Origin of the sequence: Rubellimicrobium rubrum, assembly GCF_006152115.1 — a bacterium.
Classification (GTDB): domain Bacteria; phylum Pseudomonadota; class Alphaproteobacteria; order Rhodobacterales; family Rhodobacteraceae; genus Rubellimicrobium; species Rubellimicrobium rubrum.
In genome coordinates this window covers 18,612-44,437 of record NZ_VDFU01000003.1, presented here as the reverse complement: position 1 = coordinate 44,437, position 25,826 = coordinate 18,612, and the positions used below count along the sequence as shown (strand labels likewise).

Annotated in this window: 27 protein-coding genes and 1 other RNA gene; 8 read left to right on the top strand and 20 right to left on the bottom strand. The window is 67.4% G+C overall.

Annotated features, from left to right (window positions below):
• Positions 1–45: 45 nt before the first annotated feature.
• Positions 46–603 (bottom strand): 5-formyltetrahydrofolate cyclo-ligase, encoded by a 558-nt coding sequence (locus FHG66_RS03305; RefSeq protein ID WP_139075275.1) that lies wholly within the window; start codon positions 601–603, stop codon positions 46–48.
• Positions 600–1,994, bottom strand: coding sequence for a magnesium transporter (gene mgtE / locus FHG66_RS03300; RefSeq protein WP_139075274.1), 1,395 nt, complete (start codon positions 1,992–1,994; stop codon positions 600–602). The genes FHG66_RS03305 and mgtE overlap by 4 nt, the downstream gene beginning before the upstream one ends.
• A gap of 112 nt (positions 1,995–2,106) precedes the next feature.
• Here mgtE and guaD point away from each other — a divergent pair, with 112 nt between their 5' ends.
• The gene (gene guaD / locus FHG66_RS03295; RefSeq protein ID WP_139075273.1) at positions 2,107–3,405 is read left to right on the top strand and encodes a guanine deaminase; all 1,299 of its coding nucleotides are present in this window, start codon (positions 2,107–2,109) and stop codon (positions 3,403–3,405) included.
• Positions 3,406–3,412: 7 nt separating this feature from the next.
• Here the strand turns inward: guaD and FHG66_RS03290 are convergent, their stop codons facing one another.
• The 5 genes from FHG66_RS03290 to FHG66_RS03270 all read right to left on the bottom strand — a co-directional run bounded on the left by FHG66_RS03290 (position 3,413) and on the right by FHG66_RS03270 (position 7,801).
• Positions 3,413–3,931, bottom strand: a complete 519-nt coding sequence (locus FHG66_RS03290) for a CAP domain-containing protein (RefSeq protein WP_246082439.1) — start codon at positions 3,929–3,931, stop codon at positions 3,413–3,415.
• Positions 3,932–4,037: 106 nt separating this feature from the next.
• Positions 4,038–5,372, bottom strand: coding sequence for an 8-oxoguanine deaminase (locus FHG66_RS03285; RefSeq protein WP_139075272.1), 1,335 nt, complete (start codon positions 5,370–5,372; stop codon positions 4,038–4,040).
• A 90-nt stretch (positions 5,373–5,462) separates the two neighbouring features.
• A complete protein-coding gene (locus tag FHG66_RS03280; RefSeq protein WP_139075271.1) occupies positions 5,463–6,272 on the bottom strand; it encodes an inositol monophosphatase family protein in 810 nt (269 codons plus the stop codon).
• A gap of 59 nt (positions 6,273–6,331) precedes the next feature.
• Positions 6,332–6,706 carry a helix-turn-helix domain-containing protein gene (locus FHG66_RS03275; RefSeq protein ID WP_139075270.1) on the bottom strand — a complete coding sequence of 125 codons (375 nt, stop codon included), beginning with the start codon at positions 6,704–6,706 and terminating at the stop codon, positions 6,332–6,334.
• A gap of 189 nt (positions 6,707–6,895) precedes the next feature.
• A complete protein-coding gene (locus tag FHG66_RS03270) occupies positions 6,896–7,801 on the bottom strand; it encodes a LysR family transcriptional regulator (RefSeq protein ID WP_139075269.1) in 906 nt (301 codons plus the stop codon).
• A gap of 134 nt (positions 7,802–7,935) precedes the next feature.
• Between FHG66_RS03270 and FHG66_RS03265 the strand changes: the two genes are divergently transcribed.
• A complete protein-coding gene (locus tag FHG66_RS03265) occupies positions 7,936–8,148 on the top strand; it encodes a DUF1127 domain-containing protein (RefSeq protein ID WP_139075268.1) in 213 nt (70 codons plus the stop codon).
• Between the two features lie 114 nt (positions 8,149–8,262).
• Complete coding sequence (locus FHG66_RS03260; RefSeq protein WP_139075267.1) at positions 8,263–9,003, top strand: Bax inhibitor-1/YccA family protein; 741 nt, start codon at positions 8,263–8,265, stop codon at positions 9,001–9,003.
• 61 nt (positions 9,004–9,064) lie between these two features.
• Here the strand turns inward: FHG66_RS03260 and FHG66_RS03255 are convergent, their stop codons facing one another.
• The 8 genes from FHG66_RS03255 to FHG66_RS03220 all read right to left on the bottom strand — a co-directional run bounded on the left by FHG66_RS03255 (position 9,065) and on the right by FHG66_RS03220 (position 14,324).
• Complete coding sequence (locus FHG66_RS03255) at positions 9,065–9,559, bottom strand: GNAT family N-acetyltransferase (RefSeq protein WP_139075266.1); 495 nt, start codon at positions 9,557–9,559, stop codon at positions 9,065–9,067.
• 72 nt (positions 9,560–9,631) lie between these two features.
• Entirely contained in the window at positions 9,632–9,799 is a 168-nt protein-coding gene (gene rpmG / locus FHG66_RS03250) for a 50S ribosomal protein L33 (protein WP_139075265.1), read from the bottom strand.
• Between the two features lie 98 nt (positions 9,800–9,897).
• Positions 9,898–10,299, bottom strand: an RNA gene (gene rnpB / locus FHG66_RS03245) — RNase P RNA component class A.
• A gap of 12 nt (positions 10,300–10,311) precedes the next feature.
• Positions 10,312–10,980 carry an N-acetylmuramoyl-L-alanine amidase gene (locus FHG66_RS03240; RefSeq protein WP_139075264.1) on the bottom strand — a complete coding sequence of 223 codons (669 nt, stop codon included), beginning with the start codon at positions 10,978–10,980 and terminating at the stop codon, positions 10,312–10,314.
• The gene (locus FHG66_RS03235; protein WP_139075263.1) at positions 10,977–11,846 is read right to left on the bottom strand and encodes a hypothetical protein; all 870 of its coding nucleotides are present in this window, start codon (positions 11,844–11,846) and stop codon (positions 10,977–10,979) included. The genes FHG66_RS03240 and FHG66_RS03235 overlap by 4 nt, the downstream gene beginning before the upstream one ends.
• Positions 11,847–11,872: 26 nt before the next feature.
• Positions 11,873–13,360, bottom strand: a complete 1,488-nt coding sequence (gene gatA, locus FHG66_RS03230; RefSeq protein ID WP_139075262.1) for an Asp-tRNA(Asn)/Glu-tRNA(Gln) amidotransferase subunit GatA — start codon at positions 13,358–13,360, stop codon at positions 11,873–11,875.
• The gene (gatC, locus tag FHG66_RS03225) at positions 13,357–13,644 is read right to left on the bottom strand and encodes an Asp-tRNA(Asn)/Glu-tRNA(Gln) amidotransferase subunit GatC (protein WP_139075261.1); all 288 of its coding nucleotides are present in this window, start codon (positions 13,642–13,644) and stop codon (positions 13,357–13,359) included. Before gatC ends, gatA begins: the two co-directional genes overlap by 4 nt.
• A gap of 26 nt (positions 13,645–13,670) precedes the next feature.
• The gene (locus FHG66_RS03220) at positions 13,671–14,324 is read right to left on the bottom strand and encodes a ceramidase domain-containing protein (protein WP_139075260.1); all 654 of its coding nucleotides are present in this window, start codon (positions 14,322–14,324) and stop codon (positions 13,671–13,673) included.
• An 88-nt stretch (positions 14,325–14,412) separates the two neighbouring features.
• On the opposite strand from FHG66_RS03220, the gene FHG66_RS03215 reads away from it, so the two are divergent.
• Complete coding sequence (locus FHG66_RS03215; protein WP_139075259.1) at positions 14,413–15,162, top strand: rhomboid family intramembrane serine protease; 750 nt, start codon at positions 14,413–14,415, stop codon at positions 15,160–15,162.
• 6 nt (positions 15,163–15,168) lie between these two features.
• On the opposite strand, the gene FHG66_RS03210 is transcribed toward FHG66_RS03215, so the two are convergent.
• Together FHG66_RS03210 and FHG66_RS03205 are read right to left on the bottom strand one after the other, a co-directional pair.
• Positions 15,169–15,960 carry an inositol monophosphatase family protein gene (locus tag FHG66_RS03210; protein WP_139075258.1) on the bottom strand — a complete coding sequence of 264 codons (792 nt, stop codon included), beginning with the start codon at positions 15,958–15,960 and terminating at the stop codon, positions 15,169–15,171.
• Between the two features lie 83 nt (positions 15,961–16,043).
• Complete coding sequence (locus tag FHG66_RS03205) at positions 16,044–16,958, bottom strand: LysR family transcriptional regulator (protein WP_139075257.1); 915 nt, start codon at positions 16,956–16,958, stop codon at positions 16,044–16,046.
• 89 nt (positions 16,959–17,047) lie between these two features.
• On the opposite strand from FHG66_RS03205, the gene metF reads away from it, so the two are divergent.
• Entirely contained in the window at positions 17,048–17,914 is an 867-nt protein-coding gene (metF, locus tag FHG66_RS03200; protein WP_139075256.1) for a methylenetetrahydrofolate reductase [NAD(P)H], read from the top strand.
• 54 nt (positions 17,915–17,968) lie between these two features.
• Here the strand turns inward: metF and FHG66_RS03195 are convergent, their stop codons facing one another.
• Positions 17,969–18,406, bottom strand: coding sequence for a hypothetical protein (locus tag FHG66_RS03195; protein ID WP_139075255.1), 438 nt, complete (start codon positions 18,404–18,406; stop codon positions 17,969–17,971).
• A 144-nt stretch (positions 18,407–18,550) separates the two neighbouring features.
• The gene (locus FHG66_RS03190; RefSeq protein WP_139075254.1) at positions 18,551–21,682 is read right to left on the bottom strand and encodes a valine--tRNA ligase; all 3,132 of its coding nucleotides are present in this window, start codon (positions 21,680–21,682) and stop codon (positions 18,551–18,553) included.
• A gap of 178 nt (positions 21,683–21,860) precedes the next feature.
• Between FHG66_RS03190 and FHG66_RS03185 the strand changes: the two genes are divergently transcribed.
• The 3 genes from FHG66_RS03185 to FHG66_RS03175 all read left to right on the top strand — a co-directional run bounded on the left by FHG66_RS03185 (position 21,861) and on the right by FHG66_RS03175 (position 24,579).
• Positions 21,861–22,949 (top strand): DUF2235 domain-containing protein, encoded by a 1,089-nt coding sequence (locus tag FHG66_RS03185; protein WP_425471692.1) that lies wholly within the window; start codon positions 21,861–21,863, stop codon positions 22,947–22,949.
• A 64-nt stretch (positions 22,950–23,013) separates the two neighbouring features.
• On the top strand, positions 23,014–24,126 hold the full coding sequence (locus FHG66_RS03180) for a pyridoxal phosphate-dependent aminotransferase (RefSeq protein WP_139075502.1): 1,113 nt from the start codon (positions 23,014–23,016) through the stop codon (positions 24,124–24,126).
• Positions 24,127–24,159: 33 nt separating this feature from the next.
• Entirely contained in the window at positions 24,160–24,579 is a 420-nt protein-coding gene (locus FHG66_RS03175) for a DUF305 domain-containing protein (RefSeq protein WP_218013784.1), read from the top strand.
• 19 nt (positions 24,580–24,598) lie between these two features.
• Here the strand turns inward: FHG66_RS03175 and FHG66_RS03170 are convergent, their stop codons facing one another.
• The gene (locus FHG66_RS03170) at positions 24,599–25,777 is read right to left on the bottom strand and encodes a pyridoxal-phosphate-dependent aminotransferase family protein (protein ID WP_139075253.1); all 1,179 of its coding nucleotides are present in this window, start codon (positions 25,775–25,777) and stop codon (positions 24,599–24,601) included.
• Positions 25,778–25,826: the final 49 nt, after the last annotated feature.

Below are 25,826 nucleotides of genomic sequence, written 5' to 3'. Positions count from 1 at the left end.
GCGTCATAGGAGCGCCGAACCGCTGTGGCAAGCGGAGCGGGTCCCTCAAGGCCGGATGACGTCGGACTCGGTGACGATCAGATCGAGAGGGGCGTCGGTCTCCTCGAGCGGAAGGTCCCCGTCCTCTTGGGCAGCCCATGCGTAACCAATGGCCATCACCGCATGGTCGGCCCGAAGCGCCGCCAGGGTCCGGTCGTAGAAACCGCCCCCATAGCCCAAGCGCCCGCCCCGCCGGTCGAAGGCGACCAAGGGAACGATCAGCACCTCAGGCACGACCACATCGCCGCTTGCCGGGATCTGTGTTCCGAAGCCACCGTCCATCATGGCGCAGCCAGGGGACCACTGGCGGAAGGTGAGGGGAAGGCCGCGCTTGGGCGTGATGGGAACGCCCACAAGGCCATGAGCGGCAGCCTCGGCCATCGCGGGCAGGGGATCGATCTCGGTCCTCATGGGAAGATAACCAGCAAGCGGGCGACCCAGATGCGGCTTCAGCACCTCGGACAGCAGGGTCCAGGGGGCAGAGTGCCCCGCCTCCCAGGCGTCCTGCCGCCGGGCAAAGGCGCGGGCGCGGGCCTCGGCCTTGATGCGGGTCAGGTCGCTCACATGAGCACCAGGGTAGCGAGACCGAGGAAGGAGAAGAAGCCGACCACATCGGTGACCGTCGTCACGAACGTCCCAGAGGCGAGCGCGGGGTCCACGCCGATCCGCTCCATCAGCAGCGGCACGAAGACCCCGGCCAGCGCCGCCGCGATCAGGTTCACGACCAGCGCCGTCGCGATCACCGCGCCCAGGGCCCAGGAGCCGAAGAACAGCACGGTCAGGCCGCCCAGCACCGTCGCCAGGACGACGCCGTTGAGAAGGCCCACCGCCGCTTCGCGGCGGATCACGCGCCAGGCGTTCGACCGGGTGAGGTCGCGCGTGGCCAGCGCCCGCACCGCGACGGTGAGCGACTGGGTTCCGGCATTGCCGCCCATGGAGGCCACGATCGGCATGAGCGTCGCCAGGGCCACAAGCGCCTGGATCGTGCCTTCAAACCGGGAGATGACAAAGGCGGCAAGGCCCGCCGTGCCCAGGTTCACGACCAGCCAGGGCAGCCGCCCCCGGATCGTTTCGCGCACGCTGTCCGACAGCGCGCCGTCGCCCACACCGGCCAGGCGGAGGATATCCTCCTCGTGTTCCTCGTCGAGGACGTTCATGGCGTCGTCGATGGTGATGACGCCCACTAGCCGGTCGTCGTCGTCCACCACCGGGGCCGAGATCAGGTGGTACTTGTTGAAGGCCTGGGCCACATCGCCCTGCTCGTCCTCCACGTGGAAGGTGCGGAAGCTTTCCTCGGTCAGATCCCGTAGGCGCGTCTCCTGTCGGGCGCTCAGGATGCGGCCCAGCGTGACGTAGCCCACGGGCTTGAGGCGCGGGTCGATCAGCACGACATGGTAGAACTGGTCGGGCAGCAGGGTGCCGCTGCGCAGGAAGTCGATAGCCTCGCCCACCGTCCAGTGATGCGGCGCGCGAACGACTTCGGACTGCATGAGGCGCCCAGCCGAGTACTCGGGATAGGTCAGCGCCTTTTCCACCGCGACCCGGTCGGCGGCCGCCAGGGCGCCCAGCACCGCTTCCTGCGCGGCAGGGTCGAGATCCTCGACAAGGTCCACGACGTCGTCGGTTTCGAGATCGCGGACGGCCTCGGCCAGCTCGCCCGGAGCAAGCCCCTCGATCACCTCCTCGCGGAGGGATTCATCGAGCTCGGACAGGATGTCGCCATCCATGCCGCCCCGCCACAAGGCCAACAGGCTCCGGCGCTGGCCCGGCCCGATCTGCTCCAGCAGGTCGGCGATGTCGGCGGGATGCAATGGGTCGAGAAGCTCATCGAGCTGGACAGCGTCCCGCGCCTCGACGGCCTCAAGCGCCTGTCCCACCAGACGTGCCGGGAGGCCGAACTCGTCGTCCTCGTCCTGGTTCTGGGGCTGGGTCAAAGTGCTGGATCGATCGTCCATCCTGGCCCCCCTGCCCCGTGCCGCGTTCGGGCGGACCCTACAGATTTGCGCGGCGGGGGCAACCGGGTGCGCTCGGTTTGCAACCCGCCGGGCGGGTGCCTAGGGTGACCGCATGATGACTTCGCTTCTCCTTGGCCAGACCCTGTCCTTTACGGGCGATCCCTTCCTCCGCCCCTGGGAGGAGTGCGTGAGCCACCGCGAATTCGGTGGCGTGCTGATCGAGGATGGTTACATCACGGCCATAGGAGACGGCACGGCGCTGAGGGCCGCCAACCCCGCGGCAAGGGTCATGGACTACGGACGCGACCTCATCCTGCCGGGCTTCGTGGACGCCCACATGCACTATCCTCAGACCGGGATCATCGCCTCCTGGGGCAAGCGGCTGATCGACTGGCTGAACACCTACACCTTCCCCGAGGAGATGCGCTTCGCGGATCCGGCCTATGCCCGCGCGCTGGCCGACAGGACGCTGGACCTTGCGTTAGCCCATGGTACGACGACGCTCTGCTCCTTTTGCACCATCCACGAAGGATCGGCGGACGCCTTCTTCGAAGCCGCAAAGGCGCGGGGGATGCGGGTCGCAGCCGGTCGGACCTGCATGGACCGCGACACCGCGCCCGAAGGGCTGCGCGACACTGCCCGCTCAGCCTATGACGAAAGCGCGCGCTTGATCGCCCGCTGGCATGGCAAGGGGCGGGCCTCCTACGCCATCACGCCACGCTTTTCCCCCACCTCGACAGAGGAGCAGCTAGAGGCACTGGGCGCGCTTTGGGCCGAGAACCCGACCTGCCTCATGCAGACCCATCTGAGCGAGCAGACCGACGAGATCGAGTGGGTGCGTGGCCTGTACCCACAAGCGCGGGACTATCTCGACACCTACGAGGCGCACGGCCTTCTTGGACCGCGCGGCGTCTATGGGCACGTCATCCACCTGGAGCCCCGCGAACGGGACAGGCTGGCCGAGGTCGGCGCGGCAGCGGTGCATTGCCCGACCTCCAACACCTTCATCGGTTCGGGGCTGTTCGACCTGATGGGTCTCAAGCGGCGCGGAGTCACTGTGGGGCTCGCGACGGACACCGGCGGGGGGTCGTCGTTCTCCATGCTGCGCACCATGGCAGCGACCTATGAGATCGCGCAGATCCGCGGACAGGCCGTGCATCCGGTCCAACTTCTGTGGCTCGCGACCGAGGGATCGGCGCGTGCGCTGCATCTGGGCGGGGTCGTCGGCAGCCTCCAAGCCGGGGCCGAGGCCGACCTCGTGGTCCTGGACCTCGCCTCTACCCCTGTCATCGCCCAGCGGCAGGAACGGGCGCGCGACCTATGGGAGGCGGTGTTTCCCACCATCATGATGGGCGACGACCGCGCCATCCGCGCGAGCTGGGTTGCAGGCCGTCCCGTGACGCGGACCTGATCGTGTCTCAGCAACCACCCGCGAAGTCGAGAACCCAGACCCCGCCAGCCTGCCCCAGGCCGTACACGCCGTACTTGCGGCTCAGCATGTTGTCGCGGTGGTGGGGTGACGCGAACCAGCCCGACAGGCTGTCTTGGGCGGTGTCCTGACCCCAGGCGATGTTCTCGGCGAAATGGCCGCCGCCGCGACATCCCGCTCCCTGCACGCGCGTCACGATATCAGAGCCGTCGCGGCCATAATGCGAGTGGTAGCCGTGCCGGGCCATATCCTCCGCAAAGGCCTGGGCGGCCGCAGACAGGCGCCGGTCCTCCCGCAGCGCGCCCATTCCATACCGAGCCCTCAGATCGTTCAGGGCCACGCCAAAGCCCGAGGTCGTGGAGCTGGATGAGATCGAGTGCCGTGCCGGAGCGGTTTCCACGAAGCCCATTGCCCCGCCGTTGGGGGCAATGCCTGACTCGGGTGATGGGCGAGGCTGCATGCAGCCGGACAAAAGCGATGCGGCAAGAGCCAGAGCCAGGAACTTCATGATCTACTCGCGGGTTATCTCTCACGTGCGAGTACCGACGCTGATTCTGTCATTCCATGGGCGGAACCAAGGCGAACCTTGGATCGGGCGGCGTGCCGCGCAGGCCTCAGGCCAGTTTCCGCGCGAGAAGCCCCTGACGGCGCAGGATGGCGGGCAGGTCGACGGTGATTAGGCGGCCGTCTGCCACCACTCGGCGACCTTCCACCCATAGATCCCGCACCCGGGATGGCCCGGCCAACAGCAACGCCGTGCGATCCCAGCTTCCGGCGGCCTCGATGCCGCTCATGTCCCAGAGCGCCAAGTCGGCCCGAGCGCCAGGAGCGATGCAACCGCAATCGGGGCGGCCCAGCACCTCGGCCCCGCCACGCGTGGCGATCCAGAGCGCCTCGCGCGCGCTCATGGCATCGGCCCCTTGCGCGACCCGCTGGAGGAGCATTGCCTGTCGCGCCTCATGCGCGAGGTTGCCGAGGTCGTTGCTGGCCGACCCATCGACGCCCAAGCCAACCTTCACGCCCGCGTCGCGCATCGCACGCACCGGGGCGATGCCCGATCCGAGACGGCAGTTGGAGCATGGGCAATGCGCCACGCCCGTCCGGGACCGGGCGAACAGTCCGATCTCCCCTTCGTCAAGCTTGACGCAATGCGCGTGCCAGACATCGGCCCCGGTCCATCCCAGATCTTCGGCGTACTGGCCCGGACGGCAGCCGAACCGTTCCAGCGAATAGGCGACGTCCTCGTTGTTCTCGGCCAGATGGGTGTGGAGCATGACGCCCTTGTCGCGAGCCAGGAGAGCGGCATCCCGCATCAGTTCGCGACTGACCGAAAACGGAGAGCAGGGTGCCACGCCGACCCGGACCATCGCCCCCTCGCGCGGGTCGTGGAACGTGTCGATGACCCGGATGCAGTCGTCAAGGATCGACCCCTCGGCTTCCACCAGAACGTCCGGGGGCAGCCCGCCCTGGCTTTGGCCGATGCTCATGGCGCCGCGGGTGGGATGGAAGCGGAGGCCCACCTCCTGCGCGGCGGCGATGGTATCATCGAGCCGTGCGCCATTCGGGAATAGGTAGAGGTGATCCGAAGTCAGGCTGCAGCCGGACAGCGCCAGTTCGGACAGGCCCACAAGGGCCGAGACATGCATCTCCTCGGGGCCGAAGCGCGCCCAGATCGGGTAAAGCGTCCTAAGCCAGCCGAACAGCAGCGCGTCCTGCGCGCCCGGAACCGCCCGCGTCAGCGTCTGGTAGAGATGGTGGTGCGTGTTCACGAGCCCGGGCGTCAGAAGGCATCCCGATGCATCCACGATCTCTGCTCGCTCCCCGACGAGGCCCGGCCCGACCTGCGCGATGACTCCGCCGCGCACGAGAATGTCGCAACCTGCGATCTCCCGGCCCTCATCGTCCATCGTGAGACACAGGTCGGCGTTGCGGATCAGCAGATCGGGCATGGGTATCCTCCGGGGCTCGGGGTCCTGCCTGCCGCAGACCGCAGCCGAAGTCACGCCGGTGCAGCCGAGTGAGTGGACTGAAGCCCTGCCCTATCCTGCCAGAAGCTCCATGGCGGCGGCATGGATCTGCGGGTTCGCGGCCGCCAGCAACCGCCCGCCGCCATGGGCGGGCGAGCCGTCCCACCCGGTCGCGAGGCCACCGGCCGCCGTCACGACCGCGATGGGCGCCTGCACATCGTAGGGCTGCAGCCCCGCCTCGATGACGAGGTCCACCTGCCCCGCCGCAAGCAGCGCATAACCGTAGCAGTCCATCCCATACCGCACGAGCCGGGCGCGGTCTGCGACCCGCCGAAATGCGGCATGCTCGGCCGCGGTGCCGATCTCGGGAAAGGTGGTCAGGACGATGGCCTCGGACAGGGGGCGAGGTTTACCCACCTTCAGCTCAGCCCGTCCGTGCGGGCCGTTGACGCTGGCGCGTCCGAAACCGCCCTCGAAGCGTTCTCCGATATAGGGCTGGTCGATGATGCCATAAAGCGGCCCCGTCTCATCGGCGACCGAGATCAGGACCCCCCAGGTCGGCGTGCCGCTGATATACCCGCGCGTGCCGTCGATCGGGTCGAGCACCCAGGTCAGGCCGCTGGTGCCCGGCTGCGGTCCGTATTCCTCACCCAGGATGGCGTCATCGGGCCGCTCGCGGCTCAGGACGGCGCGCATGGCGCGTTCGGCGGCGCGGTCGGCCTCGGTGACGGGATCGAACAGTCCGCCCGGTCCAGGGCCCTTGTCATCGGTCGCAATGCCCGTCCGGAAATGCCGGAGCGTCTCCGGCCGGGCGGCATCCGCGAGGGCATGGGCTGTCCGGATCAGGACGGCCCTTTCGTCTTCGGTCAAGGTGTCGCGCATCGGGCCGCTCCGCTCCCCGTTCGGGGTGGCGGTATCGCGGCCCTGATGGCAGGGTCAAGTCAGGCCGCGTCACTCAGCACGCGGGCCAAGTCGAAGAGCCGACGGCGCTGCGCCTCGGGGATCGCGTAATAGGAGCGGAGAAGCTCAAGCGCCTCACGGTCGGACAGGATGTCGTTGGGCATGTCCGAGCCAACGACGAGATTCGGCTGCGACTGGGCGTCCATGCCTTCAAAGAAGAAGGACACGGGGACGCTGAGTGCCCCGGCGATATCCCAAAGGCGGGAGGCGCTCACGCGGTTCGCGCCGGTCTCGTATTTTTGAATCTGCTGGAACTTGATCCCGACCCGGTCAGCCAACTGCTGCTGGGTGGTCCCAAGCGTCCAACGACGATGGCGGATGCGTTTGCCCACATGCACATCGACGGGATGCTTCATCTCGTGCTTCCTTTGCTGTTCCGTTTCGCGACAGAACACGCTCACCCCCCACAGGCGAGGTCCGACCGCCCCAAAGATAGGGACGCAGGCTTCGCGTTCCGATTTCGCCGTGACTAAACAGAAACACGGATAGGTTGAACAAGTCACCTTGCCATTTTAGCTAGGTGTTCCCTGGGCAACATCCTGCCTTCATGCCGGTACACCGAAAGGTTGCTCGAACACGGGACGCGACCGCAGGACCGAGGGCGCGAGGAACTGCCGGCGGAGCAGTTCGATCAGCTCGTCCTGGGCAGGTGCGCGTGCCGGTTCGCGTTCGTAAAGGTTGAGATGCACGGACCAGAGATCCGGGAGTTGACCTCCATGAGCGATCCTCTCCAGATGCGGAGGCTCCGCCCCCTCGATCTGCACGAAGACAGCCAGATCCGCGCTGACCACCGCCTCGTTGGTGCGGGTCGATGATCCCGCGACGGCCATCTCCCAGGGGATGCCTGCCTGATCCAGACGCCGCAGCGCGCCCTTGCGGAAGATGCATTGCGATTCGAAGGCCAACCGGAGGGGCCGCGATCGCCACGCCTGACCGCCCTTTGCGCCGATCCACGCCAGAGGACGCTCTCCCAGCGTTTCCGCGCCTGGCGCGGGGGCGTCCTCGGTCGTCAGGATCACATCCACCTCACCCCGCGCAAGCTGCTCCTTGAGAGCCAGCGTGAAGGAGGAGATCAGGTTCACCTTGATCCTGGGGAAATCCAGGGCGAAGCGCTTGAGAACGTTGGGGATCGCCGGATAGACGACATCGTGCGGAACCCCCAGCACGATCTCGCCTTCCAGGTCGCATCGCGTCAACCTGCCCCATGCCTCGTCGTTCAGCGCCAGCATGCGGCGGGCATAGCTCAGTAGCTGCTCGCCGGTGGCGGTCAGGGACACGCCCCGACCGGACCGGTCGATCAGGTCGAGCCCCGTTGATTCCTCGAGACGCTTGAGCTGCATCGATACAGCCGACTGCGTCAGGTTCAACAGGCCGGCTGCGCGGGTCACGCCGCCCGCCTCTGCCACCGCCACGAAGGAGCGGAGGGCCGTCAGGTCCATGGTCCTTGGCATATCACATCCTTTGATGCTCGTGCTTGCAAACATTCATTTCACTTATATCACGGCAGAGCCCATATATCAACCATTCGGATGATAGAGCCCCAAAGCATCACTGACCGTTGGGGTGTAGGAACAAGGAGGCACAGATGAGCTACCTCACCGCTTTCGCCAGTCCTCTGCGCTGGCACGGAATTATTGGAAGACCGGATCTCGGTTCGATGCTCGCCCTCAGGCGGTCGCGCCGGCGGCTTATGAACCTGGACGACCACCTGCTGAGGGATGTTGGGCTGTCCCGGTCCGAAGCCATGGCCGAAGCCGACAGGCCGGCCTGGAACGCCCCGGCACACTGGCTGCGCTGAACGGGCTGTCCCCCGCCATGGCATCTTGAAATGGACCGGTCCGTTTCCGATATGCTGGGGCGAAGGTGCTGTTGTCCCAGGACAGCGCCCCACATGCAACTCGGAGGGGGTACGATGGCTGAATACAACACGATCCGCGCGACGCCGGCCGGCGCCCGGGCGGCGCGGATCGACGAAGGGCTCCGCGCCCATATGAACAAGGTCTACGGCACGATGTCCGTAGGCATGCTGGTGACGTTTGCGGTCGCTTGGGCGGTGGGTTCCTCCCCTGCGCTGCTGTCGGTCTTTCGCGACCCGGCAACGCTGCAGCCCAACATCCTGGGCTGGATCGCGATGTTCGCGCCGCTGATCTTCGTCTTCGTCATCGGCGGGGCGGTCAACCGGGTCTCGGCCTCGGCGCTGCAGACGATGTTCTACGTCTTCTCGGCCCTGATGGGTCTGTCGATGGCCTGGATCTTTGCGGCCTTCACCGGCGTGTCCATCGCCCAGACGTTCCTCGCGACCTCGGTCGCCTTCGGTGCGATGTCGCTTTACGGCTACACAACAAAGCGCGACCTCGGCCCGCTCGGCGCGTTCCTGATGATCGGCGTGATTGGTCTGCTGGTGGTGATGATCATCAACCTGTTCGTGCAGTCGAGCGCGATGGCCTTTGCGATTTCGCTGATCGGCGTGCTGATCTTCGCAGGCCTGACGGCCTGGGATACCCAGCGCATCAAGACCGAGTATGTGCAGCATGCGGCCCATGGCGATGCTGAATGGCTGGGCAAGTCGGCGATCCTTGGCGCGCTGAACCTGTACATGAACTTCATCAACATCTTCATGTTCCTGCTGAACTTCCTCGGCCAGCGCGAATAACGCTCCTGGCAACGACTGAACGGACGACAAGGGCTGGCGGGAACGCCAGCCCTTTTTGCGTTCAAAGCTCGCGCATCATCTCGACCGCCGGAAAGCTGATGGCCGTCCCGAACGACAGGCTGAGGCGGCCCACCTCCCGAAAACCCAGCGCGGCGTAGAACGGCACGGCCGTCAGCGTGGACAGCGCCGAAAGGCGCAGCATTCCGGCCCTGCCTGCGTCGTCCAGCACGCGGGCCATGACGGCGCGCCCGACCCCATGTCGGATCTCCCGTGCGTCGGTCGCGACATGACGGACATGGCCAAGCCCATCCCGGACCGGGCCGCCCCTGGGGTTCTCCGGCGACCAGCCTCCGGCTCCGACAACCATCCCGTCCCGCTCGGCCACGAAGTAGCGGCCCGAGGCGAGTAGCCCGGGCTGGGCACGCGCCATCCGCGGTAGCGCGACCACGAGAATCGAAGGCGGGTAGTCCGCCCGAAGAAGGGGCCCGTAGGACCGCGCCAGCATGGAGTCCACCGCGCCGATGTCGGACGGGCTGGCAGAGCGGATGATCAGCATCGGAGAACCCAGATATGAAAAAGGGCCACGTGCATCGCACGCAGCCCCGTCGAGTTCACCGCTGGAAGGCGATTACTTGATCTTGCCTTCCTTGTACTCGACGTGCTTGCGCACGACGGGATCGTACTTCCGCACGGACATCTTCTCGGTCATGGTGCGGGCGTTCTTCTTGGTGACGTAGAAGTGCCCGGTGCCCGCCGAAGAGTTGAGGCGGATCTTGATGGTGGTCGGCTTGGCCATATGCGTCTCTCCCCTCGCGGGAGGTGGGCCCGCGTGAATCTCGGATGAAGCCTGCGTTTTAGTCAGGACGGGGACGTAGTCAACCCATAAAGGCGGAGGTGCGTGGACGGCCTGTAAGCCGGATTCTGTCCGGGGACCGAAGCCCCCTGGATGACCATTCCTCTGGACCCGCCGTTACTGACGGGCCTCAAGCTGCCAACCCGGGCCCCTGGGTTGAAGCATCCCTGCCCTTGCGGACGCGGGGCCCCTATTTGGCATTGCTCCCGGTGGGGCTTGCCGTGCCGGTCCGGTTGCCCGTCCCGCGGTGGGCTCTTACTCCACCGTTTCACCCTTGCCCGGCGGATTTGTCCGTTGGCGAACTTCCGGTCCGACGGGCGGTCTCGTTCTCTGTGGCGCTTTCCCTCGGGTTTCCCCGGCCGGGCGTTACCCGGCACCGTGCTTTCCGGAGTCCGGACTTTCCTCGTAGGCCTTGCGGCCCCCGCGATCATCCAGCCATCCACGCAAGGGCCGCTCTAGGCTGCCCCTGCCCCGCGGTCAACGGGAAAGCGCCGTCCCAAATCGAGTGCAGCCCCGGCATCGCGGGGGGACAACGGCCCGGTCGCCCAGGGACGAAAGCGCCAGCGGAACGCATCGAGCAGCAAGTCCAGCGAAATGGCTGGATCATAGCCGAAGGCCCGCAACGAAGGGGAGAAGGCTTCCACTTCGGCCACGCCTTCGTCGGGCCATATGGACAGCCCCGCCTGCGCCAGCCGCCGCCAGTCGAAACGGGGTCCGGGATCCTTCTTGCGCGCCGGAGTCATGTCCGAATGTCCGATGACCCGCTCGGGGGAAATGCTCCACCGGGGCAGGATCTCACCCAGCAACCGCTCCAAGGCGGTCATCTGGACATGCGAGAAGGGATGCGTGCCCCGGTTGGCCAGTTCGATGCCGATGGACCGGGAGTTGATGTCCCTGACGTCGCCCCACCGACCGGCACCGGCATGCCAGGCGCGACGCTCCTCGGGCACCAGGGCCACGACATCGCCATCCTCGGCAATCAGGTAATGGGCCGAGACCTCGGCATCCGGATCGCAAAGCCGTTCCAGCGCTTCGCGGGCCGATGCCATGGCCGTGTAATGCAGCACGACGAGGTCGGGACGTAGACCGCCCCGACGCTCGCCGTGATTAGGCGAAAGGGTCAGCTCCGGCCCACGGCCGCGCGGAAGGGCGCGGGATCCCAGGCGCAGGCAAAGCCGTCGCCATCGGGATCAAGGCCGCGCGCGTCGCGCTCGGGCCCGCCCCGCTGAAGGAAGTCGCGCTGGGCATCGTCAGGCGTGCGGTAGTCGCCGCAGTTCCGAAGCATGCGGTTCTCGCTCGAGAACAGGATGAAGCGGGAGTACCACGCCTGCCCCTTGGCGTTCGGCGCGTTGATCGCGTACTCCACGATGTTCGGACCGGTCGTGGCGGGCGGAGGCGGCAGCGCCTGGGGCTGCATGACCTGGTACTGCGCCGCTTGCTGCGCGCGACGGGCCGCGTCGGACTCGATGCTCTCTCGCGAGGAAACGGCCTCGAAGTCCTGCTCGTCCGAGATTCCGCCGCTGCTGCCCGGAACGGAGGAGCCCGCCATCGGCACCGCTCCGACCAGGACAGGCGCGGCGTTGCTGGGCGAGGCCTCGATGCCAGTGGAACGCATCATGTTGACATCGCCCGCGACACTGCTCGAGGCTACGGCCACGATGCCGTTCGTGTTGGCAATGCCACCAGGAACCGGGGCGCCGATGGGGCCGGTCGCGATGGGGGCCGCGCCGATCCCCGCTGCGGCCAAGGCCGTGCTGGGGATGCCGCCAGGCGGCACGGAGGTCGTCGGAGTGGCGAGGCCGTAAGGCGAAGTGGTCACGCCCGGGGCAGTGAAGCCCCCCGCCGGTGCAGGCTGCCCCGTCAGGACCGCCTCGCGCTGGGCGGAGTACTGGTTGTAGTCGCCGAAGCCCACGCCCTGGTTGGCGTAAGGCGCAGGCGAGGCGCAGGCCGCAAGAAGAGCCACGGGGCCGAGTGCCAGAAATGCGCGCATTTGTCTCTCCAAGACCGCGGGGGGCCTTACCACCACCTATCCGGCTTGGCCACGAAGCCGGCCGCACGTTCCAGTGAATGTGCGACGTTGAGAAGGTCACCCTCTTCCCAAGGCCGTCCGATCAGTTGAAGACCAAGGGGTAAGCCCTTGGAATCCAACCCCGTCGGCACCGCCACGCCGGGGAGGCCGGCCAGGTTCACCGTGACCGTGAAGACATCGTTGAGATACATTTGCACCGGGTCGGCATTGGCCATCTCGCCCAGGCCGAACGCGGAGGACGGGGTCGCGGGCGTCAGGATCGCGTCGATGCCCTCGGCGAAGACCTGGTCGAAGTCGCGCTTGATCAGGGCACGGACCTTGCGGGCCCGGTTGTAGTAGGCGTCGTAGTAGCCCGCCGACAGCACATAGGTCCCGACCATCACACGACGCTGCACTTCGGGGCCAAAGCCCTCGGCACGGGTCTTTTCGTACATGTCCGTGATGCCGTCGCCCTGCGCGAGCTTGGCCCTGCGGCCGAAGCGGACCCCGTCGTAGCGGGCGAGGTTCGACGACGCCTCGGCGGGCGCGATCACGTAGTAGGCGGGCAGCGCGTATTTCGTATGCGGCAGCGAGATGTCGCGGATCTCGGCTCCGGCGTCGCGGAGCATCGCGGTGCCGTCGTGCCACAACGTCTCGATCTCCTGCGGCATGCCTTCCATGCGGTATTCACGGGGGATGCCGATGACCTTGCCCCGGATGTCCCCGGTCAGCATGGCCTCGAAGTCGGGAACCGGCAGATCGGCCGAGGTCGAGTCCTTGGGATCGTGCCCGGACATGGCCCGCAGCATGATCGCCGCGTCGCGCACGTCCTTGGTCATGGGCCCGGCCTGATCCAGCGAGGAGGCAAAGGCGATGATGCCCCAGCGCGACACGCGGCCATAGGTCGGCTTGATCCCCACGATGCCGGTAAAGGCCGCCGGTTGCCGGATCGAGCCACCGGTGTCCGTCCCCGTGGCCGCCGCGCAAAGGTCCGCCGCGACCGCCGAGGCCGACCCGCCCGAAGAGCCGCCAGGGGTGAGAGGGGTCGCGTCGCCCTCGCGCCGCCAGGGGTTCACGGCGTTGCCGTAGCACGACGTCTCGTTGGAGGAGCCCATCGCGAACTCGTCCATGTTGAGCTTGCCCAGCATGACCGCGCCCTGCTTGTGCAACTGCTCGGTCACGGTGGAGTCGTAGGGCGGCTTGAAGCCGTCCAGGATGCGCGAGGCGGCCTGTGACGGCACGCCGGTCGTGCAGAACAGGTCCTTGATGCCCAGCGGAATGCCGCACAGGTCCGGCGACATGCCCGCACGGATTCGGGTCTGCGCGAACTCGGCCTGACGACGGGCGATATCGGGCGTCTTATGGACATAGGCGTTGAGCGCGTCCGCCGCATCGATCGCCCCGAGATAGGCCTCGGTCAGTTCGGGCGCGGTGAACTCCTTGGCGCGCAGACCGTCACGGGCCTGGGCCAGGGTGAGTTTGGTCAGGTCCGTCATTCGACCACCTTGGGAACGGCAAAGAAGCCCTCGCGCGAGTCGGGGGCGTTGAGGAGGACCTTGTCCTGCTGGTTGCCGTCGGTCACCACGTCCTGCCGCCGCTTGAGGCGCATGGGCGTGACCGAGGTCATGGGCTCCACGCCCTCCACGTCCACTTCGTTGAGCTGCTCGATGAAGCCCAGGATCGCGTCGAACTCGCGCGCGAGGGCTGGCAGACGCTCTTCCTCGACGCGGATTCGTGCGAGGCGCGCCACTTTCCGGGCGGTGTCGGTGTCGATGGCCATCGGGGTCCCTTCGGGTTTGCGGGGTGTTAGCGCCGGATCCGTCCCATCGCAAGGGCACGGCCATGGCGGCCCAGGACCTCGATCATCCAAGCCAGCATGACCGCATTGATCAGGTGCCACAGGAAGTGCGTGCCCAGCGGAAACGCCTGACAGGCCACCTGATCGAGCGATCGAAGAACCAGCGACATACTCAGGAGGCAGGCCCCGGCCGCGAAGCCTGCCGCCGTGCCGGGAGTCCGGCTTCGCAGCAGAACCGCATGAAGCAGGATCAGGAGCGGCACCGGCCAGTAGAAGGCCGAGATCTCAAAGCCGGGTAGACGTGCGAACACCAAGGTCAGCCCCGCAATCCAGGGAACCGTGCACAGCGAAAAGGCCAAGGCAGCCAAGGCGCCCTGCCCCCAGATCACCCGATGCACGGCATGGACGTAGACAAGGATGAACGCCAGGATCGGCAGCGTGTCGGCCGCCGCAGCCCAGGGTGTGGCAAAGGTATGGAACAGGCCGCTGCCCAGCCCGATGACGGCCAGCAAAACACTCAGCACGCGGCAGATCCCTGGTTCGGGCCAGCGCCGCCACATCACCAACGCGGCCACCAAGAAAGCCACGTTGGTCAGGGCGTTCACGGGCTCGGCCGAAAGGCCGGGACCCAGACGTTCGCAGTAGGCATCGATGGGGTCCATGCCCCGCCCCCCATCTTGTGACCGGCCTCGCTTGGAGTCGGGCCCACGCGCCCTAGCCTAGAGGAAATCGCCCGAGGTCCGACCCCGCATGTTCCCCATCCGAGACCACAACCCGTCCAGCACCACGCCGATCGTCACCTGGCTCCTGATCGCCCTCAACGTGGGGATCCAGGTCTGGCAGGCCGCGACGATCCAGACCGAAGCGCAGCTTTACTATCTTTACGACGCCTACGCGATGATTCCGGCCGAGATCAGCGCGGGCCGGGATCTTGTCACGCTGGTCACCTCGACGTTCCTGCATGGCGGGTGGATGCACCTGATCGGGAACATGCTGTTCCTTTATATCTTTGGCGACAACCTGGAGGAGGCGCTGGGGCGGTTGGGCTTCCTGGCTTTTTACCTGCTTGGGGGAATCGGCGCAGGGCTCTGCCAATGGGCGTCGGGACCGATGTCGGCGATTCCGACGGTCGGGGCCTCGGGTGCGATCGCGGCGGTGATGGGGGGCTACCTGCTGCTGTTTCCCAAAGCCAAGGTGGACGTTCTCGTCTTCATCGTGATCATCATCCGGATCATTCCCGTTCCGGCTTGGATCATGCTGGCGCTCTGGCTTGTCGTGCAGGTGTTCAGCGGACTCGGGGCCGATCCCCTGACTGGGGGCGTGGCCTACTGGGCCCATGCGGGCGGCTTCCTGATCGGCTTCGTCATGATGGTGCCGGCTTGGGTCCGGCGCGGCGGGGCGGGCTGGTGGACGCGCACCGACGGCCGTCCGCCCCATCCGGACGCCGCATGGGGCCAGCTCACGCCATCACGGATTCCGACGATCCGGCGGCGGCGCTGATCGTCCTCAGGGGCGCGCGCGGACGATCTGGGCGAACTTCTCGAAGATCTGGGCGTTGGCGGCCACGATCTCCCCGTGCTCGATAGGCTTGTGACCATCGCGGATCGGTCCGACGAAGCCGCCGGCTTCGGTCACGATGATGAGGCCCGCCGCCATGTCCCAGGGCTGGATCTCCCGCTCCCAATAGCCGTCGTAGCGGCCCGCCGCCACATAGGCGAGGTCCAGGGCCGCCGACCCGAAGCGCCGCACACCTGCGCATTCCGGCATGAGCCGCGCGAGGTCGGCCAGCGTGGCGGGCAGCGTCCGTTTGGCCCCGAAAGGAACGCCGGTGGCGAAGATGCAGTCGATGAGACGCGAACGCCCCGACACCCGAAGCCGCGAGTCGTTGAGCCAAGCGCCCTCGCCCCGCTCGGCCCAGAAGGTCTCATCCTTGACGGGGTCGTGGACGACTCCGGCGACGATGTTGCCCTTGTGCTCCAGAGCGATGGACACCGCCCAGTGCGGCAGGCCGTGAAGATAGTTCGTGGTGCCATCGAGAGGGTCCACGATCCAGCGTCGCGTCGGATCCTCGCCCGGCTTGGCGCCGCCTTCCTCGCCCAGGAAGCCGTAGCTGGGGCGCGCTTCCATCAGCATCTCGCGGATGGTCTGCTCGGCGTTCCGGTCGGCGCGGCTGACGAAGTCGCCGGGGCCCTTCATGGAAACCTGAAGCTGCTCGACTTCGGAGAAGTCCTTGAGGAGTCCCCTTCCTGCCTTGCGCGCGGCCTTGATCATGACGTTCATGTTCGCGCTGGCGGCCATCCGGATGCTCCTTCCAAGGTCAAGGCGCGCATATAGACCAAGGGCGGCGCCCGTCACAAGGGCAAGCGGGGACAGCCCGCGAATCAGCCGCGCTGCAGCTTGACGGCCTCCTGCCGGGCAAGTCGGATCAGGTGGGAGACATAGGGTCGGGTCGCCTCCGCGCTCCGCGTCGCCGCATAGAGCCGCTTGACGACGGGGGCACCGCCCCGCGTCAGGCGTCGGGTGACGATGTCCATGTCGGCCCGTGCCGTCGACCGCACCACCCAGTCGGGCAGCACCGCCACGCCCCTCCCCGACGCGACCAGAAGAAGGATCATGGCGGTCAGTTCCACCGGCCGCTGCGCGAGAGGCTCCACCCCTTCGGGCGTGAGCAGCTCGGTGAAGACATCCAAGCGCGCCCGGTCCACAGGATAGGTGATCAGGGTCTGGGTTGCGAAGTCGCGCGCCTCGATACCCGGCTTGGTCGCCAGAGGATGGCCTGCCGCCGTGACCAGGACGGGCTCGTAGTCGAACAGCGGGTTGAAGAGAATGCCGGACAGATCCTCGGGGTCGGAGGACACCACGAGGTCCACCTCCTCCCGCCGGAGCGCGGGCAACGCGTCGAAGGCCAGCCCGGGACGGATGTCGATGTCGACCTCGGGCCATGCCTTGCGGAACTGATTCATCACCGGCAGCAGCCATTCGAAGCAGGCGTGGCATTCTATGGCCACATGCATCCGGCCGGCGCGCCCGGCCTCCAGGTTCGCGAACTCGGCCTCGAGCGCGGCCACCTGGGGCAGGATCGCCTGCGCGGCGGCCAGAAGCCTCAGGCCCGCCGGTGACAGGCGCAATGGCCTCGTCGCCCGTACGAACAGTTCCACCCCCGCCTGCTCCTCGATCCCCCGGATCTGGTGGGACAAGGCCGACTGCGTGAGCCCGAGCAGATCCGCCGCCCCGGCAAGACTTCCGGCCGCGTGGATCGCCTGGATCGTGCGGAGATGGCGAAACTCGATATGCAAACGTGGCTCATGTTGATGCTGAGGATTATGAATTTGTCTCACAAGCGGGCGCGGCTTACAACCTGTTCCACCACGCCCGAGGAGCCATCATGTCCCGCCCTGCCGTCAGCTTCGAGTTCTTCCCCCCCAAGAACCTGGAAGGGTCTTTCCGGCTGTGGGACTGCTGCAATGTCCTCGGGCCGCTGGGGCCAGAGTTCGTGTCGGTCACCTACGGCGCGGGCGGCACGACCCGGACGCTGACCCATGACGCGGTGGCCACGATCCACAAGCATTACGGCCTGACGGTGGCGGCGCACCTGACCTGCGTGGACGCGACGCGGGAGGAGACCCTGGCCATCGCCGACAGCTATGCCGATGTGGGCGTGACCGAGATCGTGGCGCTGCGGGGCGATCCGCCGAAGGGCAGCGACGGCTTCCAAGCCCACCCCCAAGGCTTTGCCTCGTCGGTCGAACTGGTCGAGGCACTGGCGCGGACCGGCAAGTTCAAGATCCGCGTGGGCGCCTATCCCGAAAAGCACCCGGACGCCGCGGATGCCAAGGCAGATATCGAGTTCCTGAAGCGCAAGCTCGACGCGGGCGCTTCCTCGGCCATCACGCAGTTCTTCTTCCAGCCTGAGACGTTCTTCCGCTTCCGCGATGCCTGCGTAAAGGCCGGGATCACGGCGCTGATCATCCCGGGCATCCTGCCGGTCGAGAACTGGTCGGGGGTGAAGCGGCTGTCGGCGCGCTGTGGGACAGACATTCCGGCCACTACTGCCCATGCCTTCGAGAACGCCGATCGGGACGGCACGACCGAACTTCTGGCGGTCGCTACGGCGACCTCGCTCTGCGACAGGCTCGTGCAGGGGGGGGCGGAGCACCTGCACTTCTACACGCTCAACAAGCCGTCCCTGTCGCGCGACGTGTGCCTTGCCTTGGGGATCACGCCCAAGACGCGGTTGCAGGCTGTCGCATGAGGACGGCTCCGCTCGGCTGAGGCATGCGACATGGCGCCCTGCCCTGAGCTTTGGTCAGGATGCGACGGTGGCGTTGGCTGCCGTGATGGCATCCACGGCCAGGGTGTCGGGCGCATTCTCGCATGAAGTCCGCATTGCGGATAGGTGGGGGCTGGCCGCGCCGGTCTCCCCGGACTGCGTCGCATCCGCAGCCGTGTCGGCGCCGACGGATGCCGTATCCGCTACCGGGGCGGCTTCCATTCCGTCCTCGGCAGCATCGCCGGTCACGTTGACTGCGGTCGCGTCGGAGCCGGTCGTGGCTGCTCTCTTGGCGCCAGCTACTGCACCGTTCATCGCGGCCCGCAAGCTCACCATGGTCGCCATCTGTGCGGCGCCGTCCCTGGTAAGGAAATCGGCGCAGGTCATGGTGGCGTAGTCGGGCGTTGCGTCCTGGGCGAAGACCGCTGTAGCGAACACGCCGAAAAGGGCGGTCAATTGGATCAAGAGCTTCATGTCATGTCTCCCTGTACGCTGCATCCGCAGCCATCAGGGAACTCGGAAAGCCGGGGAATGTGTCAAGGCAGGGGATGAGGTGCGCGGCGGCTGGTTCAGCGGCGGCCCGCCCGTCCTTAGGCGGGCCGCGTAATTCCCGGACTCTCAGGTCAGTTCGGCCAGACGCGCCAAGGCGGCGCGCAACTGCCCCTCCTCCGCCTCTCGGGCTGCAAGGTTCTCGCGCGTCTCGTCCACCACCTCCTCGGCGGCGGATTCGACGAAGCGTGGGTTCGACAGGCGGCCCCGGAGCGCGGCGGCCTCCTTGGCGGCCTTGTCGGCCCCCTTGGTCATGCGCGCAATCTCGGCCTTGATGTCGATCAGACCCTCCAAGGGAAGCGCGAAGGTCGCGCCGGGGGTCGCCACCGTGATGGAACCGCGCGGGGCCGCGCCTTCGGTCGGGGCCTCGATCCGGGCGAGGCGCTGGATCAGTGCACCGTTCCGGGACAGCGCCTGACGGGCGGCATCGTCGGCCTCGGTCATCACCACGGGGACGGTGAGGCCGGCGGGCACGTTGAGTTGGGACCGGGCGGAGCGCACGCCTTCGATGAGCGCGATGGTCCAGCGCATTTCGGCCTCGGCGCCCGCATCCACGAGGTCGGCGGCCGTGTAGGTCGGCCAGTCCGCGTGGACGAGGAGTTTGGCCCGCTGCGCGGTCGCGCCCCAGAGATCCTCGGTGATGAAGGGCATGAAGGGGTGCATCAGGATCAGGCACTGGTCGAGAACCCAGGCCATGACGGCTTGCGTCTCCTGCTTCTGCGCCTCGTCGGTGCCGGAGAGGAGGGGCTTGGAGAACTCCACGTACCAGTCGCAGACCACGCCCCAGACGAAGGCATGGAGCGCCTGCGCCGCGCCGTCGAAGCGGAAGGCGTCGAGGGCGGCGTCCACCTCCTCGCGGATACGGGCCGTTTCCCCGATGATCCAGCGGTTCACGGGGACGGTGGCGGTGGGGATGCCGTCCGTGCGGGGCGCGGCGAAGACGCCGTTCATCTCCGCGAAGCGGTGGGCGTTCCAGAGCTTGGTCCCGAAGTTGCGGTAGCCCGCGATCCGCTGAGTGGACAGGCGCAGGTCCCGGCCCATCGCAGCCATGGCCGAGAGCGTGAAGCGCACGGCATCTGCGCCATACTCATTGATGAGGTCCAGGGGGTCGAGGACGTTGCCCAGCGACTTGGACATCTTCTTGCCCTTCTCGTCCCGGACGAGGGCATGGACGTAGACCGTCTTGAACGGCACCTCGTTCACCAGGGCGAGTTGCATCATCATCATCCGGGCGACCCAGAAGAAGATGATGTCGAAACCGGTCACGAGGACGGAGGTGGGGAAGTACTTGCGCAGTTCCTCGGTCTGCTCGGGCCAGCCGAGCGTGCCGATGGGCCAGATGCCGGAGGAGAACCACGTGTCGAGGACGTCGGGATCGCGGTAAAGCGGAGTCTTGAAATCGTCTGCGCCATAGTTGGCGTCGATATAGGCGACTGCCTCCTCCTCCGTCCCAAAGAAGATCACTGGGCGCGAGAAGATGCGTTCAACTTCTTCTCTCACTTCCTCTTCGGAGGCAGCGCAGTAGGCATAAGCCCCGCCGCTGGTTGTCCACCTCCGAACCTCTGAGAAGCTGTCAAGCGTATTGCGGAGGAGGCTGTTCGAGGGATCAGCCTCCAATGCGGCGCGCAGATGCTCCTGGAGTTTGTGAGAAGGGAAGTACCACACCGGGATCCGATGCCCCCACCAGAGCTGGCGGGAGATGCACCAGGGCTCGATGTTCTCCAGCCAGTGGAAGTAGGTTTTGGCGTCACGCTCCGGCAGGATCTGGGTGCGTCCGTCGCGGACCGCGTCGATGGCGGAGCCGACGATACGGGCGGTGTCCACGAACCACTGGTCGGTCAGCATCGGCTCGATGACCACGTTGGAGCGGTCGCCGAAGGGCTGCATGATGGGCTTGGGCTCGACGAGCGGGACGAGCAGCGCCTCGGGCGGGGTGCCGCCTTCCTCGTAGCTGTCGGTAGGCATCCCGTCCTGCCCACCCTTGGACGGCGGCGCGGACGCAGCGGAGGCGCTACCCAGGCGGGGGTCGGCGGCGGGGACCATGACGGCGAGCCCCTCGGTGGTGATCTGCGCCACGACGGCCTTGCGCGCCTCCAGCCGGTCGAGGCCGCGAAGCTCCTCCGGGACGAGGTTGATCTGGGACACGTCGCCCGCCTCGCGCTCGCCCCGCGCGATCTGGCCGGCGATGGTGGCGGATTCCTCATAAGACAGGCCGTCGGAGCGCATCCGGGCCTTGGTGTCCATGAGGGTGTAGAGCGGGATGCCGTTGCGGTTGGCCACGGCATAGTCGTTGAAGTCGTGCGCCCCGGTGATCTTGACCGCGCCCGAGCCGAAGCTGGGATCGGGATATTCGTCGGTGATGATCGGGATCAGGCGGCGATGCGCCTGCGGGCCAACCGGGATCTCGCACAGCATCCCCACGATGGGGGCGTAGCGGGCGTCCGAGGGGTGGACCGCGACCGCGCCGTCACCCAGCATCGTCTCGGGCCGGGTGGTAGCAATGGAGATGTAGTCGCGCTCCTCCTCGAACACGACCTGCCCGTCGGCGTCGCGCTCGCTGTAGGTGTAGGTCGCCCCGTTCGCCAGCGGGTACTTGAAGTGCCACATGTGGCCGGGGGTCTCGCGGTTCTCGACCTCGAGGTCGGAGATCGCGGTCTCGAAGTGCGGGTCCCAGTTCACGAGGCGCTTGCCGCGGTAGATCAGGCCCTGCTCGTACATCTGCACAAAGACCTGAAGGACCGCTTTCTGGAAATGCGGGTCCATCGTGAACGCCTCGCGCGAAAAGTCGGCGGAGGCGCCCAGCCGCTTGAGCTGGCCGATGATGGTGCCGCCGGACTGGGCCTTCCACTCCCAGACCTTTTCGAGGAACTTCTCACGGCCCATCTCGCGGCGGCCCTGGTTGCCCTGCTTCGCGAGTTCGCGCTCCACCACCATCTGCGTGGCAATGCCGGCGTGGTCGAGGCCGGGCTGCCAAAGGACGTCGTCGCCCTTCATGCGGTGCCAGCGCGTCAGGATGTCCTGGAGCGTGTTGTTGAAAGCGTGCCCCATATGGAGGCTGCCCGTCACGTTCGGCGGCGGGATCACGATGGAGAAGGGCTTGCCCCCGGGCTTGGCGTTCGCTCCGGCCTTGAAGGCTCCCGCCTCCTCCCAAAGCCGCGCGATGCGCGCCTCGGCCTCGGCCGCCCCGAAGTTCTTGTCCATCGCGTCACCTCTATCAACTCGGCCCAGGGGATTAGCGAAAGGTTGGCGCGGGGAAAAGGCTGCTGCTGCCAAGCCCCTCGCCTGTCACGCATCCGGGAACAAAGTAGTCACGAATTGCTGTTAGCCTTGAGCAACCGGGCCGTAGCAGATTCTCCAGCAGTGCCCGGCGGAGGCGTCCGTGGATCGCAGGGAGGCGAGCGCAGGAACGGCAGGCGAGGCGGCGGTGGACCGCCTCCTAGGTTTGTTCGACCGGCGGCCTCGCATCAAGGAACGGCGGGCCCGCCATCGCGGACCAGCCACCCACGTCATCATCCTGGACGGCACCATGTCCTCGCTGGCGCCGGGCCATGAGTCCAACGCGGGGCTGACCTACAAGCTCCTGCGCGAGATGGGCCGCCGGGCGAACCTCACGCTCTACTACGAGGCAGGCGTCCAGTGGCGGGACTGGAACGGCACGCTCCATGTCATGATGGGCAAGGGAATCAACCGGCAGATCGAGCGGACCTACGGCTGGCTGGCCTCGCGCTACCGGCCCGGGGACGAGATCATCCTGATCGGCTATTCGCGCGGGGCCTATGCCGTGCGGTCGCTGGCGGGCATCATCGACCAGGTGGGGCTCTTGCGGGCCGACGCGGCCACGGCGCGGAACGTACGGACCGCTTATCGCCACTACCGGCTTGGACGTCGGAGCCAAACGGTCGAGGCCTTCCGGCGGCTTCACTGCCATGAGCGCGTCGAGATCGCGGCCCTGGGCTGCTGGGACACCGTCAAGGCGCTGGGGGTGCGGCTTCCCGTGCTGTGGCGCTGGGCCGAGGCGGCGACCTCGTTCCACAACCACGAAGTCGGGCCGCATATCCGGCGCGCCTTTCACGCGCTGGCGCTGCACGAAACGCGCGAGGCCTTCGCGCCGGTCCTTTGGACCACCACCGGCCAAGCGCCCGGCATCGTTGAGCAGGTCTGGTTTCCCGGCACCCACGCCGATGTGGGCGGGCAGGTCTGCGGACGGGCGGCCTCGCGTCCCTTGGCCAACATCCCGCTCGCCTGGATGCTGGCGCGGCTCGAGCGTGAAGGATTGCCGCTTCCGCCGGACTGGCGCGCGCGATTTCCCTGCGATGTCGGCGCGCCGTCGATCAGTTCATGGGTCGGCTGGGGCAAGCTGTTCCTGCTGCGCCGTCGCCGGGTCGTGGGGCTCGATCCGTCCGAGCGCCTTCATGCCAGCGCGGAGCCCTTGCGCAAGCGGCGCTGGAGCCATGTTCCGGCCGAGTGACACGCGGCGGCATTCGACAGCGGACGGGCTTGCCTTGCCGCGCCGACTGGCCACTCTGGCGACCATGACCGATCCGCGCCTCACCCCGCTCGCCGCCTCGCTTCCCCCAACGGTCCCCTTCACCGGCCCGGAGGCGCTGGAGCGGCGCATGGGACGGCCCTTCGCGGCGCGCATGGGCGCGAACGAGAACGCATTTGGGCCCTCCCCCAAAGCCATTGAGGCCATGGAGCGCACGGCACGGGACGTGTGGATGTACGGCGACCCGGAGGTCTACGACCTGCGCGTGGCCATGGCCGCGCATCACGGCTGCGATCCCTCGCATGTTGTGGTCGGCGAAGGGATCGACGGACTTCTGGGCCTGCTCGTCCGGCTGACGGTCGGGCCGGGAACGCCGGTCGTGACCTCGCTCGGGGGTTATCCGACCTTCAACTTTCATGTGGCGGGATTCGGAGGCCGGCTCCTGACGGTTCCCTACCATGGCGATGCCTCGGACCCAGTGGCCCTGATGCACCTGGCTGAGGAGTCGTCGGCGCGGCTTGTCTATCTGTCGAACCCGGACAATCCCATGGGCGGGTTCCATGGGCCCGAGGTGATCGGGCGCATGGTGGAGGCCGTGCCCGACGGGGCGCTGCTGGTGCTGGACGAAGCCTATGCGGAACTCGCGCCCGAGGGCCTGCTGCCCTCCATCGATCCCGCAGACCCGCGCGTCATTCGGATGAGGACGTTCTCCAAGGCGCACGGGCTGGCGGGACTGCGCGTGGGCTATGCCATCGGGCCAGCCCCTCTCGTGGCGGCCTTCGACCGGGTGAGGAACCACTTCGGTCTGGGACGGATCGCCCAGGCCGGGGCGCTGGCCGCGCTGGCGGATCGCGATTGGCCGCGCGAGGTCGCAGGCCGGGTCGCCCAAGCGCGCGACGGGATCGCGGCCATCGCGCGCGCGGCCGGACTGGTACCCCTGCCCTCGGCCGCGAACTTCGTCACGATAGACTGCGGGGCGGACGGCGCGTTCGCCCGCCGCGTGCTGGGTGGGCTCCTCGGTCGGGGGGTGTTCGTGCGGATGCCGGGGGTGGCTCCGCTCGACCGCTGCATCCGCGTGACGGTCGGCCCGCCCGAAGCGCTTCGCGCCTTTGCCGAGGCCCTGCCCCTCGCGCTGGCAGAAGCGCGCTCGGCGCCCTAACTATTGGGGATCACCAGTCGGATGGAGGATCCCATGATGATGCGTCCCACCCTGCTTCTTCTGCTGACGCTGTCGGCCGGCACGGCCATGGGCCAGGATGCGGCAGAGGGCACCGGCGGCATGGAGCATGGCATGATGATGTCGGACGATCCTGCGCTTGAGGATCTCATGATGCCGATGCACTCGATGATGACCACGATGCCGCAGACATCGACCGGGGACATCGACGCGGATTTCCTTCTGATGATGATCCCGCACCACCAGAGCGCCATCGACATGGCCCGGGTCGTCCTGGAGCAGGGCGACGACGAGGAGGTGAAGGCCATGGCGCAGACCGTCATCGACGCGCAGGAGGCCGAGATCGCCGAAATGCAGGCGATGCTGGAACGGCTGGGGGTATCCGGTGGGGCGGCTGGCGCCGATGACGCCGCAGGCGAGGCCGCGTCCGAGTGACGGCAGCGGGTGAGGGCCGTCAGGCCCCCGCCACCACGCGCGCCGCCGCCTCCAGGGCGCCGGGGCCGCGTGCAATGTTCAGGGCGCCGAGCCCGGCCTCGATGGCGCCGAGGACGCCCAGGACCATGTGGGCGTTGACGTGCCCCATGTGGCCGATCCGGAAAAAGGCGTCCGCCGGCTCGCGCCCAAGGCCGATCCCCAGCGTGACCCCGGTGGTTCGCTTTACCCAGCCGCGCAGCGCGTCCGCCTGACCCGGCCCGAGTTGGAGCGCCGTGATGGCCCTGGAGCGGTCATCAGGGTCGGGCACGTTCAGTCCGAGAGGCCCGTCCTGCTCCCAGGCCTCGCAGGCCGCCCAGACGGCCCGGGCCAGCCTGTCGTGCCGCGCCCAGACCTGCTCCAACCCTTCCTCCTCGATCATGTCGAGCGCCTCGCGTAGGCCATAGAGCGCCTGGGCCGGTGCGGTACCGAACCAGTATTGCCAGAAGGCCGCAGGCTCGGCGCGGCCGCGCCAGTCCCAGTAGGGCGTTACGCAATCCGCGCCGTTCCGCGCCTCTGCCGCCTTGGCGTTGAACCACACGAAGCACAGGCCCGGCGGGCACATCAGGCCCTTCTGCGAGGCGGCGATGGTCACGTCCACGCCCCAGGCGTCCATCTCGAACCGGTCGCAGCCGAGCGAGGCCACGCAATCGGCCATCAGAAGCGCAGGGTGCCCCGCCGCATCGAGCGCCGCACGGACGCCAGCGATGTCGCTGCGCACGGAGGTCGATGTGTCGACATGCACGGCCAGCACCGCCTTGATCCGCCCGTCGCGGTCGGCGCGCAGGGCAGCCTCCACACGGGCGGGGTCGATGGCGCTGGACGGGCCGAAGTCGATCACCTCCACCTCTGCGCCCAAGCCCCGGGCGATCCCCGCCCAGCCGCGCCCGAAATGGCCACAGATCGGGACCAGCACCTTGTCGCCGCGCGACAGCACGTTGGAGAGCGACGCCTCCCAGGCGGCGTGGCCATTGCCGATGTAGATCGTGGCGGCGCCGCTGGTCCTCGCCACCTGGCGCAGCGACGGGATCAACCCATGGGTCATCTCCACGATCTCGCCTTCGTAGATGTCGGGAGAGGCGCGGTGCATCGCGCGCAGCACCCGGTCAGGCACGACCGAGGGTCCGGGAATTGCGAGGTAAGGGCGGCCTTGGGCGAGCATGGGATCTCCGTGGGTCGGACACCCGAACCTAGCGGTCCCGTCCTGCCTC